This window comes from Streptomyces cacaoi (genome assembly GCF_006539165.1).
Classification (GTDB): Bacteria; Actinomycetota; Actinomycetes; order Streptomycetales; family Streptomycetaceae; genus Streptomyces; species Streptomyces cacaoi.
Genome location: NZ_BJMM01000094.1, coordinates 1 through 11,807 on the forward strand (window position 1 = coordinate 1; position 11,807 = coordinate 11,807).

Sequence of the window (11,807 nt, forward strand, 5' to 3'; positions counted from 1 at the left end):
ACCGGGGGCGAAGCCCTGAAGGAGGAACCAGGCGAGAAGGGCAGGGGCACGGCCCGAGGGAGACGGTGGGCGGCGCGGGCCGGGAACCACGACGGCGAGAAGGGCGCGGGCACGGCCCAGCAAGAACGGTGCAGGGGCCCCGGGCGAAGCCCGGGCGGTACAAGGGCAGGGGGGGTGAACGGCCAGACAACGGCTCTAGTGGGGCTCAGGCCACCATCGACCCCCCTTGGCCAAAGTCCCGAGTACGGCGGAACGAAGGGGGTGCCGTGATGCTGAAGGAAGACACCGAGAACCTCGGACGGACGGCGACGGCCGGGACGCAGGCCGGGACGACGGCCGGGACGACGGCCGAGGCGGACGCAACCCGCAGGGCCACCCGCCTGGAGGCCCTGCTGGGCGACCCGTACGCGGAGGACAACCCGCACGGCCTGCGGTCCCTGTTCGCCGCCGACACCCACCGCACACCTCCGCAGGAGACGGAACACCTGCTGACGGAGGCGGGGTTGAACGCGGAGTTCGTCCCGGCGGAGTACGGCGGCCGACTGGTCCGCGCGGACCTGCTGGCCCAGGTCCTGCGCCCGGTCTTCCGCCGCGATGTGACCCTCGGCTTCGGCTACGGCATCATCTCGCTGTTCGCGGCGTCCGCGGTGTGGGCGGCGGGCAGCCGGGACCAGCGCGAGGCCCTGGCGCGGCTGCTGCTGGACGGCGGCCGGGCGACGATCCTGCACCACGAGCTGGCGCACGCGAACGCGATCCTCCGCCAGGAGTTCACGGCGCGGGCCGCGCCGGACGGCGGCTATCTGCTGGCGGGCCGCAAGGACGTCATCATCAACGCCCGGCGCAGCGACGTCCATGTGGTGTACGCGCGCACGGACCCGGCGCGGGGCCCGCGCAGCCATTCGGTGCTGCTGGTGGAGCCGGGCCGGGTGCCGCCGGGCACGGTGCTGGAGCTGCCCCGCGCGCAGACGTCGGGGATGCGCGGTGCGCTGTTCTCGGGGCTGGAGTTCATCGACAGCCCGGTGCCGGCGGATGCGCTGGTGGGCCGTCCCGGCGAGGGTGTGGCGCTGGCGCTGCGGACGTTCCAGGTGAACCGGAGCCTGATCTGCGGGGTGGTGACGGCCTCGGCGGACACGGTGCTGCGTTCGGCGGTGCGGGCGGTCAGCCGGGAGGCGGCCGGTGTGCCGGCCCGCCGCTGGCACCGGCCGCTCGCCGGCGTCTTCGCCGACCTGCTGGCGTGCGACGCGATGGCGACGGCCGTGCTGCGTGCGCTGAGCCTGCTGCCGGACCGGGCGCACGTGTGCGCGGCGGCCGTGAAGTACGTGGTGCCGGATCTGCTGCGGGACGACCTGGAGGAGCTGGCGACGGTGCTGGGCGGGCGCGGCTACGCGCACGACAGCGCGGAGTACGGGGCGCTGGACAAGCTGATGCGGGATCTGCCCGTCGCGGGGCTGGGGCACGCGGGCACGGCGTCCTGCCAGTCGGTGATCGTCCCGCAGCTGCGGGCGCTGGCCGAGCGGTCCTGGTTCGCCGAACCGGAGCCGCCGCGCGGCCTGTTCGGGGACGGTGCCGGTCTGCCGCCGCTGGACCACCGGCTGCTGGGCATCGCGGGCGGCGGGGACTTCATGGCGGCTTCGCTGGTGGCGTCGGCCCGTCGGCTGGCGGGGCGGCGGGACGGCGCGGGGGTGCGGGCGCTGGCCGGGCTGGCGGAGGGTTTCGTGGGGGAGCTGCGCACGCTCGCCGCGGCCTGCCGCCGGCTGCCGGACTACGGCGCTTCGGCGCTCGCCGATCCGGCGGTGTGCGGGCTGAGCGACCGGTACTGCGTGGTCGTCGGCGCGGCGGCCGTCCTCGGCGTGTGGGAGGCGGCCCAGGGCGGCGCGGACCCGTTCCTCGCCGATCCGGCGTGGGCGCTGCTGGCACTGTCCCGGCTCGGCCGCCGGCTGGGCACGGTCGAGGTCCGACTGCCGGACGGTACGCAGGAGTCGGTGCTGGAGGAGCTGGTGGCCCGCTACCGGGCGGGCCGCGGCTTCGACCTCGGCGGGCGGGAGCTGGCGCCGTGAGCCCGGGCCGTATCGGCGCGCCCGTCCATGTGCCGGGACCGGACGGGCCGTGGGACGGGGTGCGCGCGAGCATGGACCGGCACGGCAACGCCGTCGTCCACACGAACTGGGGCGAGTGGCTGCCCGCGGTGCTGGCCATGCCGGGGCTGCGCGGCCTGCTCGGCGCCGACTGGGAGCGCTACCGCCGCACGGCCGACCCCGTGGTGCGCCATCGGTTCGCCGTCTCCCGGCTGACGCTGAAGTTCACGGCGGCGGCCGCGCTACGGGCCGACCCGGCGGGCCTGGACCTGGCGTACCGGCTGGGCGGGCGCCCCTATCTGCGCGGCCTGGGCCAGATCGATGTGAGCCTCACCCACACCGACGACCTCGTCGCGGTCGGCCTCAGCCGCAACGGCCGCATCGGTGTGGACGCCGAACCGACGGGCCGCGCCATGGACTTCGAGCTGCTGCACGGCCATGTGTGCACCCCGGCGGAGCGTGCCGCGCTGGAGTCGCTGCCGCCCGCGGCGCGTTCGGCGCGGATGCTGCGGCTGTGGACCCTGAAGGAGGCGTACACCAAGGCCCTCGGCCAGGGCCTGCGGCTGGGCTTCACCGAGTTCGGCTTCGGCCCGGACAGCGACGGCCTGCTCGCCCCGGACGGCCGCGAGGCCACCCGCGGCGAATGGGCGTTCGCCACCCACGGTGTCCTCGGCCGCTACCTGATCAGCGTCGCCTGCCACGACTGCGGCCTGGAACCCTCCACGGACACCGCGGCCCACACGATGCTCGACGGCGGCTTCATGGGCGCGGTCACGGAGCTGCTGGGGGAGGGCTAGCCGGGCCCCGGGGCGCCGCCGTTCACAGGGCGGGCACGCCGTCGTGGAGATACAGCGGCCGTCCCCCGACCAGCGCCTCCAGGGCGTACTCGAACCGGCGCCGGACGTGGTACCGCAGGCGGCCGGAGGCTTCGGCGGGCGTGACGAAGGCGATCTCGGACAGCTCGTCGTCGTGGGGGCGGAGCCGGCCGGTCTGCTCGTCTTCCAGGGTGCCGCCGTCGAAGACGAACGCCAACTGATCGTCCCAGGGCCCGTGCGGGGCCACCCAGTCCACGACCAGCAGCCCGAGCAGCGGCACACCGATGCCCAGTTCCTCCATCAACTCACGGTGTACCGCGTCCTTCGGTGGCTCGTTGGCCTCCGCCATCCCGCCGGGCAGGTCCCAGCCGGGCTTGTAGGTCGGGTTGACCACGAGCACACGGCCGGAAGGGTCCCGCAGCAGCACATCGGCCGCGACGCGCTTGCGGGCCTGCTTGGCATTGCCCTCTGCGAGGTACGCGTGCCACGCGTCGGTGTCGGCGGGATCGGGCGCTGCGGACCTCATGCGGTGGTGCCTCCCGGGGACGACGGGATCAGATCGGCCAGCAGGAGCATTCTGGCGCGGCGTGCGTCGTCGAACCGCGCCAGGTACTCCCGCACCGGGCGGTATTCCCGGTGCCGCTCCAGCAGTTGGCACAGACCGTCGAGCTGCCGCAGCACCCGGACCGAGCCGAGGGTCGGGCTCGTGCGGAGCAGCTCGTGGCCGACGTGCACCGCGGCGTCCGGATCACCGCGCCGCAGGTGGAGTTCCACCAGGCTGATCCGGCCGAGAGCCAGGGACCGCACCCGCCCCGCCGCACGCAACGCCACAGCGTGTTCGGCGTGTGACAACGCCTCCTCGTGCCGCCCCAGGTCACGCAGGACGAGGGCCGACTCGCCGGCCGGCGTCGCGGCGTCGAACGGGCTCAGCCACGGATGATCAGCAGCCTGCGGCGCCGCCAGGTCGCGGTGCGCGGCCTCCAGCGCGTGAGCGGCCGGCGCGCTCTGACGGGCGACCGCCAACGCACGCGCCTGTATGGTGTGCAGCCGCGCCGTCAACGCGGGAATCCGAGGCCCCCGCGCGGCCAGGTCGAGCCCGCCGCGTGCCCATCCGACGGCCCCCGCCACGTCGTCGGTCTCCAGGGCGAGATGGCTGTTGCTCGCGGCGATGTGCGCGGCCAACGGGAGATCACCGGAAGCACGGGCCAGAGGAAGAGCGCGGGTGAAGTGCTGGGCCGCACGCTCGTCGTGACCGGAGTCGTGAGCCATCCACCCCGCCATTTCGGTCAACGCGGCTGCGGCGGCGAACACATGGGGACCGCTGCCGATGTCGACCAGGCGGGGCGCCACCCGCTCCGACAGATGCCGGACGACAGCTCCGTACAACCGGCCGCCGCCGGCCTGCCTGTCGGCACTGCGGAACTGCTCCACAGCGGCCAGCTCGTCGCCGGCCGGCGGTGGCTGCTCCTCCCGCTCGTGTCCGGCCGCAGGCGGCGGAGGCTCCCACACACGCCGGGCCAGCCCCAGCAGGTGGCCGGGGATGTGGAAGGCGTCGGCGATCTGCTCGAACAGGGCCAGTTTCTCCACCCGGCTCTTGCCGTTCATGTACTCGTACAGCCGCCCCTGTGTGATGTCGGCGGCGGCAGCGATGCGCCGTGTGCTGACACCGCGCGCATTGAGTATCCGGAACAACCTGCCCATGTCCCGCTCGGCGCACGCCGTGGTCAGGCGTTCGTCCCCGAGCAGCCCGGCGACGACCTCACGCGGATCCGGTGACGGACGGTCCATCTGCAACTCCGATGAGTGGCTGGCAGGGCCGATGCTACGGCCAACTCCGCGGGTGCGACTCCGGGTTGGAGTCACCTTCCGGAGTCTCCGCGCCCCCGGTTCCGTGCGTTGACTGACTGCCGGCCGGGAGAAGCACGCATGAGCGCATCCCGGCGGCTCCGTCGCACAGCTCTCCCAGACATACGGACGGAGCCCCGAACCCCCAGAGCAAGGCGTGACCATGACGATGACCAACGGGCGGCGGGGCCGGTGCCGTACCCGCGTCGGAGCACCACCCTCCCGAGTGAGGCCGCCGCTGCACCGACGGCGCGTCGGCTGGTCCGTGAGGCGTGTGCGGCGTGGGGCATGAGCCGGGACGTCGCGGAAACCGGCGCGTTGCTGATCTCCGAGATCGTCACCAACGCCGTCCGCCACGGCCGCTCTCACCACGTCCGGGTGAGTGTCGAGCAGCCGTGCCCCGAGCGGTTGCGTGTCGCCGTCGTCGACAAGTCCGGCCGTGGGCCCGAGTTGCGCCGGGTAGGTCCGGACGCCACCGGTGGCCGTGGGCTCTTCCTGGTCGACGCCCTCTCCGATCGCTGGGGGACCGATCTCCTTCCCTGGGGCAAACGGGTCTGGGCCGAGACGGGGTCCGTGGCGCCGCAGGAGGCGGGCGGGAGAACGGGCCCGGGCGGTGCGCGGGACAAGGGGAGTGTCGGAGACTCCGATTGATGGCTCCGGGTGGGCCCGCGCCCGGAGTGGTGGTGGGTGTGGTCACGGCAGGGGTGGGGGTGTCAGTGCGGGGGTGTCATGTCGAGGCGGTGCATGAGGAAGGCCAGCCAGCAGGTGGTGTGCAGGACGGCGGCCGAGCGGGCGGTGGCCATGCCGTGGCCGACGCCGTCCCAGATGCGCAGGAGTGCGGGTGTGCCGGGGCCGGCCGCGGCCTGGACGCGGGCGAGGGTTTTGCGGATCTGGCCGGCGGGGCAGGCGGAGTCGATGGCTCCGGCGTGGACGTAGAGCCAGGGGTAGCGGGTGTCGTCGTCGATCAGTTGGTAGGGCGACATGCCGGCGAGCCGGCGGACCTCCTCGGGGGTGTCGAAGCCGCCGAACTCGTGCGGGACGGCGAACCTGCCGTAGGGGTCGCGGTGGCTGCCGACGAGGTCCAGGACGGGGCACTGCGCGACGACGGCCGCCCACAGGTCCGGGCGTTGGGCGAAGGCCGCGCCCGCCATGACGCCGCCGTTGCTCCACCCGGTGACGGCGAGCCGGTCGGTGGTGGTGACGCCGGTGCCGACGAGGTGCTCGGCGATGGCGTACAGGTCGTCGTAGCCGGTCTGCTTCCGGCTTCCCCGTCCGGCGTCGGCCCAGTCGGACCCCAGGTCGCCGCCGCCGCGCTGATGGGAGATGACCAGCGCACCGCCGGAGGCGACGAACGCGGCCAGGGGGCCGGGGAACTGGGCCGGCCAGGCGACGCGGCCGCCGCCGTACGCGGAGATCAGGGTGGGCAGCGGCGCGTCGCCGTCGGCGCCCTCGGGCAGGACGAGGTGGTAGGGCACCCGGGTGCCGTCCGGTGCGGTGGCCCAGCGCAGGGAGGCTCCGGCCGCCGGGCCGCCGGGCAGGGTCACCTTCGGCGGCCGCAGGGTCTCCACTCGGCCCGAGCCCGGCCGGTAGCGGTAGAGGCCGGGGGAGGAGCGCGGCGTCGAGTGGACGAAGACGAAGGCGTCCGGGTGGCCGTCGGGTGTCAGGGCGTTGTGCGGCAGTGCGTCGTGGGGGAAGGCGCCGCGGCCCGGCAGGGGTGTCTCCTCCCGTTCGGTGCCGTCCCGGTCGAAGACCCAGGCGCGTGCCTCGGCGTCCACGGAGCCGGTGACGACCAACTGGCCGCCGATAAGGCGTACTTGGTTGAGGACGCGGTCGGATTCCGGTACGAGTTCGTGCCAGCCGGACGGGTCGCTCGGTGCCGGGTCGGCGAAGTCGATGGCCACCAGCCGGCCGCGGGGCGCGCCCTGGTCGGTGACGGCGAGGTAGCGGTCGCCGTCGATCACGCCGGTGACCGTGGCGTCGAGGCCCTGGACGAAGGGGCGCCAGGCGCGCCCGGGGAGCGTGCAGACGTACCGCGGCAGCGCCCACACGCTGGTCGCCACGGCGTACCGGCCCGCCGGGTCCACCTGGACGAGGGGGACATCGGGCGCGTCCACCGGTTCCGGCGCGGTGGCGGGGCCGTGGCCGACCCGGTGGTGGTAGACGGGGAAGGCGTACTTCTCGTCCACCGGGTCGGGGGCGGAGGCGGTGTAGAAGAACCCGGCGCTGTCGGGTGTCCACTGCGGGACCACCAGCGGGCCGTGCGTGCGGTGCGGTACGGAGTCGGGCAGTCGCCTTCCGGACGCGGTGTCGTAGAGGCGGATCTCGCCCTGCTCGCCGCCGTCCGGTGAGACGCCGACGGCGACGGTCGTGCCGTCCGGGGAGGGCGCGAGCCAGAAGACGTGCTCGGCTCCGTCCGCGCGCGGGTCGTAGAGGACCCGGCCGTCCTCCTCGGCGGTGTCGGAGACGGTCACCACGGCGGCCTCCGGGTGGTCGGCACCGGGACCGGCCGGACGTGCCAGGCGGAACCAGCGTCCGCCGGCGAACCGGGGAGGGGGATCGACCATCCAGTTCGGCGAGCCGGTGCCGTCGGCCGTGCAGTGGTCGACCAGTTCCCGCAGGCGTGCGAAGTGCGGCCACTGGGCCAGGAATCGGTCGGTGAGCAGATTCTGGGCCCGCTGCCAGGCCGCGGTCTCCTCCGTGTCGTCCTCCAGCCACCGGTAGGGGTCGGGGAAGCTGACGCCGGAGACGGTCTCCTGCCGGTCCTCGGTGCGGGCTGCGGGGTAGTTCAGCGGTCGGTGCATGGGTGGTGCTCTCCGATGTCTCCGGTGCGGTGGTGGACGGGCCGCTGCGGTGGGTGGCGGGTGGTCAGCCCAGGACCGTGCCTGTCGACGTGGTCGGCCGGCGGAGGCGGGAGAACGCGGCGAGGTCGAGGGTGCGGCCGGTGTGCGTGCACGGGTGGGTGAGCGGGTTCCGGTCGTGGTCGTGTCCGGCTTCCACGCCGTGGATCAGGGTGGACATGAGACGGCCGGCCAGGGGGGCGTTCTTGAACTGGTTGCCGCTGGTGCCGATGGCCACGTAGAAGCCGTCGAGGTCGGTGCGGTCGTAGACGGGCGTCCAGTCCCCGGCCACGTCGTAGACGCCCGCCACCCCGCGCGGCCGGCCGGGCACCCGCAGCCCGGGCAGCCGCCGCGCCGCCCGCGTCACCTGCGTACGGAACCCGGACACCGTGGGGCCCGGGCGGCCGGTGTCCGGATCGTCCAGCCACTCCAGGGCGTCGCACTCCGGCTCGGTGCCGCCGACGAGCAGAGATCCCCGCCCGTCGGGGCGGATGTAGGTGCCGAGGTCCATGTCGGCGAGCACGGGTCCGCTACCGCCCCCGACGCCGTAGCCGGGCGGCGCCGCCACATGGTGCACCTCCTGCCGCAGGGGCCGCAGCGGGACGGTGAAGTCCCCGCCGACTCCGGCCAGTTGGTTGAGCCGGCCCGACCAGGGGCCGGCCGCGTTGACGACGACCGGCGCCGACAGCTCCGTGCCGTCGTCGAGCCGGACGCCCCGCACCCGCCCGCCGGACCGCGGCACCGCGGTCACCCGCGCCCGCCACCGGAAGACGGCGCCGTGCCGCCGGGCTGCGGCGGCGAGGTTGGCCGCGGCCAGCCGCGGATCGTCGACGAAGCCGCCGTCCGGGGTGTGGAGCGCCCCCAGCCGCCCGGTGGCGCCGGCGAAGAACTCCTCGTCGTCCACCGGGCGGGGCGGCCAGTACCGGCCCGTGTCCACGGCGGGCAGCCGCGCCGCCAGCCGGTCCGCGTCCCACTCCTCGTAGGGGACGCCGACCTCGTCGAAGTGCCGGGTGAACAGCCCGCGCGGTGCGAGGTCCACATCGAGCATGGTGACCCCGCAGCGGTGGTACGAGGCCAGCGGTTCGCCGGCGGGTGCTTCGAGGTGGTCGCGCCACGCCTCCCAGCAGTGCCGGGACTCCCAGGCGGCCGTCACACCCTCGACGGTGGGGTAGGTGAAGCGCACCACCGCGCTGGAGGCGCTGGTGGAGCCGTTGCCCGCGCCGCCGAACCGGTCGACGACCACGACGCGCAGTCCGCCGCGGGCCAGTTCCAGCGCGATCGAGGAGCCGATCACCCCGGCCCCGACCACGACCGCGTCCGCCACCGTGTCCGCCCCCGCGTGCGCCCTCACGTCTGCCCCCGCACCCATGCGCTCACCCCGACTCCCGTGCCGTCGCCCGATTCCCGTGCCGCTGTCCGACTCGCCGTGGTCGATTCCCGTGCCGCTGTCCGCCTCGCCGCTGTCGACTCCCGGGCTGCTGTCCGACTCGCCGCCGTCGAGTCCCGATCCGTCGTCCGACTCGCTGCCGTCGACTGCTGTGCCGTCGTCCCGGACGGAGCGGGCCCGCGCCGCGTGCGCCGGGCTGTCCCGCTCGCCGCTCGCCACCCGCCGCTTCCCGCTTCCTGCGTCCCGCGTTCCCCGTCCCCCGTCCTGCTTCCGCACACTACGCAGCCCGGACGGTCCGGTCCCGCGACAGCTGTCGCCTCTTGCCGGGGCGGGTGTCGGCAGGTGTCGCGCGGGCCTGTTGTCTCGCGGCTGCGCCGTCGCGTACCGCGCCCGCGGCTCCGGGCGTCGGGGCCCGGGGCTCACGGCCCCGGTGGAGGCGGTCCTACGATGCGGGTGTGGCCGGTGATCTACAGCAGTTGGTCGATGCGCTCGGCGCCCGGCTCGGGCGTTCGGTGGCGATCGACGACCGCAGACTCCGCCTCCTCGCCCACAGCGCCCACCACGGCGAGGCCGACGCGGCCCGTGTCGCGTCCCTCATGAACCGTGCGGTCCCGGCCGAACTGGCCGAGCACGCTGCCGCCGCCGGGGCCGCCCGCGCCACCGACCTGTTCACCGTGCCCGTGCGGCCGGAGCTGGGCGTCACCGTCGTCCGCCACGGCATGCCGATCCGCCACGACGACACCTTGCTGGGCTACCTCTGGCTGACGGCCGATGAGGGTCCGGCCGGACCCGAGGAAGCCGAGGCGCTGCGGCAGGCCGCACGCCGGGCGGCGCTCGTCCTGCACCGGGCGCACCTGCGCGAGGAGGTCGCACGGAGCCGGGAGCGGGAACTCGTCCGCGACCTGGTGTCGGCCGACCCCGTGCTGCGGGCCGAGGCAGCGCGCACGCTCATCGAGGAGGACCTGGCAGCGGCGGGGAGCGTCGTCGCCGTCGTCGCCACCCTCGGCGGCACCCCGGGCGAGCCCCTGCCGGAGGAACAGCGGCTCGCGCTGCGGCTCGCCGTCGAGCACGCCCGCCTGCGGGCCGCACCCGCCCGCACCCTCGCCCTGGTCCGCCCGGACCACGCCCTGGTGTTCGGCATCCGGCCGGACGCCGGGGACGAGGCGGCCGCACGCGGGGCGGAGGAGATGGCGTCCGTGCTCGTCGCCCGGCTGCGCGGCGAACTCCCCGACGTGCCGGGCGAGTTGTGCCGGGCCGGGGTCGGCCGCGTCCAGCCCGGGCTCGCGGAGGCGGCCACCGGCTACCGGGAGGCGCGGCAGGCCGCCGAGGTGGCGAGGGCGACCGGCAGCGGCCGCGCCGTCACCTCGTATGCCCGGCTGGGCGTCTACGCGCTCCTGGCGAAGCTGTCCCCCGCGGACCTCGCCGAGAGCATGCACCCGGGGCTCCGCGACCTGCTGCACCCGGAGTCCGGCGCACCGGAGCTCGCCGAGACCTTGCGCGTCTACCTCGACGAGGCGGGCGACGCGCGCCGTGCCGCGGCCCGGCTGCACATCCACCGCTCGACCCTCTACAACCGTCTGCACCGGGTCGAGGAACTCACCGGCCTCTGCCTCGCCCACGGCGACGACCGTCTGACCGCCCATCTCACCCTGAAGATCGCCCCGTTGGGCCGCGCCCGCTGAACGGGGGACGGGGCGCGGCGGCCGAGGTCGAGGGTCCGGGCGAGGCCGGAGCCCGGGCCGGGGCGGGAGCAGGGAGCCGCGGCCCGGGGCCGAAGTCGGGACCGGCGTTCAGAGGTAGCCGTGGAGGCGGCGGAGGCCCCGGCTCAGCATGGCGCCGGTGATCGACTCATGGCTCTCCTGGGGGAACATGTGCGCCTCGACGGAGAACTCCTCGCCCTCCCACTCGCGCAGTATCTGCTCCAGGAGGAAGAAGTCCCCCTGCATGTCGCTCTCGGACATGGCCGAGGGCAGCAGCGCCCGGACGGACTCGGGCAGCATCGGGCCGAACTGCCGCCCGAACCTGGCCTTGTTCTCCAGTTCGCCGATGCAGAGGTAGAGCTGCGCGCGCGGCGCGGGCAGATCGGCGACGGCCTTGCGGGCCAGGTCCAGCGTCTCCCGGTCGTGCCACCACAGGGACGGGCTGCCCGCCAGGTAGCGCCGGAACGCCGTGGGGCGGGTGAGCAGCGCGTGCACGACGAACAGCCCGCCGAACGACTGCCCGGTCAGCGTCGCGTCGTCCGGGTCGAGGGGGAACGCCTCGGCCAGCGCGGGCTTCAACTCCTCGTCGAGGAAGGCGAGATAGGCATCGGCGCCGCCGGTGCCGAGCGACACGGGCGTCCCCGCGAGCGCGGGCGTGACCGGTTCGAACTCCGGCCACACGCTCGGCGTCAGGTCGCGGTTGCGGCGCACCGCGAAGGACGGGTCGGCGTCGAGCGGGTAGCCGACGCCGACCGCGTACAGGGGCGGCAGATCGAGCCCGACGGCGCCGCTGTGGACCAGGCCGTGCAGCGTGCCGGTGCTCAGTTCGGCGTCGGTGGCGATCACCAGGGACGCCCGGTCGCCGCCCGTCGGCCGGGCGTTGGACGTCACGCACACCCGGAAGACGTCGTCGATGTGGTCCGGCCGCACGAACCAGACCTCGGCTCCGCTCAGCAGGTCGTCGTGGCGCTTTTCGAGGATCTTCACGTCGCGTTCCCTCACGTTCCGCGCTGTGGTGCCCGGTGCCTCCGGGCCGGTGCACCGCCCATCGTCCACCGGGTCGCCGGGTCGCCGGGTCGCCGGGTCGCCGGGTCGCCGGGTCGCCGGGTCGCCGGGTCGCCGGGTCGCCGGGTCGCCGGGTCGCCGGG

9 protein-coding genes are annotated in these 11,807 nt (G+C 74.8%); 4 read left to right on the forward strand and 5 right to left on the reverse strand.

Annotation, left to right across the window (positions count from 1 at the left end):
- Window positions 1–269: 269 nt before the first annotated feature.
- Both SCA03_RS33655 and SCA03_RS33660 read left to right on the forward strand, forming a co-directional pair.
- Window positions 270–2,057: an acyl-CoA dehydrogenase family protein gene (locus SCA03_RS33655; RefSeq protein ID WP_086816935.1), complete on the forward strand. Its 1,788-nt coding sequence runs from the start codon at window positions 270–272 to the stop codon at window positions 2,055–2,057.
- Window positions 2,054–2,872, forward strand: a complete 819-nt coding sequence (locus SCA03_RS33660) for a 4'-phosphopantetheinyl transferase family protein (protein WP_230989090.1) — start codon at window positions 2,054–2,056, stop codon at window positions 2,870–2,872. The genes SCA03_RS33655 and SCA03_RS33660 overlap by 4 nt, the downstream gene beginning before the upstream one ends.
- Window positions 2,873–2,894: 22 nt before the next feature.
- Here SCA03_RS33660 and SCA03_RS33665 read toward each other — a convergent pair whose 3' ends face one another.
- Both SCA03_RS33665 and SCA03_RS33670 read right to left on the reverse strand, forming a co-directional pair.
- The gene (locus tag SCA03_RS33665) at window positions 2,895–3,416 is read right to left on the reverse strand and encodes an NUDIX domain-containing protein (RefSeq protein WP_086816933.1); all 522 of its coding nucleotides are present in this window, start codon (window positions 3,414–3,416) and stop codon (window positions 2,895–2,897) included.
- Window positions 3,413–4,678 (reverse strand): helix-turn-helix domain-containing protein, encoded by a 1,266-nt coding sequence (locus tag SCA03_RS33670; protein ID WP_086816931.1) that lies wholly within the window; start codon window positions 4,676–4,678, stop codon window positions 3,413–3,415. The genes SCA03_RS33665 and SCA03_RS33670 overlap by 4 nt, the downstream gene beginning before the upstream one ends.
- Window positions 4,679–4,816: 138 nt before the next feature.
- Between SCA03_RS33670 and SCA03_RS33675 the strand changes: the two genes are divergently transcribed.
- The gene (locus tag SCA03_RS33675) at window positions 4,817–5,386 is read left to right on the forward strand and encodes an ATP-binding protein (protein WP_086816929.1); all 570 of its coding nucleotides are present in this window, start codon (window positions 4,817–4,819) and stop codon (window positions 5,384–5,386) included.
- A 62-nt stretch (window positions 5,387–5,448) separates the two neighbouring features.
- Here SCA03_RS33675 and SCA03_RS33680 read toward each other — a convergent pair whose 3' ends face one another.
- Both SCA03_RS33680 and SCA03_RS33685 read right to left on the reverse strand, forming a co-directional pair.
- Window positions 5,449–7,536: a prolyl oligopeptidase family serine peptidase gene (locus SCA03_RS33680; RefSeq protein WP_086816927.1), complete on the reverse strand. Its 2,088-nt coding sequence runs from the start codon at window positions 7,534–7,536 to the stop codon at window positions 5,449–5,451.
- 64 nt (window positions 7,537–7,600) lie between these two features.
- Complete coding sequence (locus SCA03_RS33685; protein ID WP_230989091.1) at window positions 7,601–9,178, reverse strand: NAD(P)/FAD-dependent oxidoreductase; 1,578 nt, start codon at window positions 9,176–9,178, stop codon at window positions 7,601–7,603.
- Window positions 9,179–9,414: 236 nt separating this feature from the next.
- On the opposite strand from SCA03_RS33685, the gene SCA03_RS33690 reads away from it, so the two are divergent.
- Entirely contained in the window at window positions 9,415–10,641 is a 1,227-nt protein-coding gene (locus tag SCA03_RS33690; protein ID WP_141275849.1) for a PucR family transcriptional regulator, read from the forward strand.
- A 108-nt stretch (window positions 10,642–10,749) separates the two neighbouring features.
- Here the strand turns inward: SCA03_RS33690 and SCA03_RS33695 are convergent, their stop codons facing one another.
- Entirely contained in the window at window positions 10,750–11,646 is an 897-nt protein-coding gene (locus tag SCA03_RS33695) for an alpha/beta hydrolase (RefSeq protein ID WP_051855392.1), read from the reverse strand.
- Window positions 11,647–11,807: the final 161 nt, after the last annotated feature.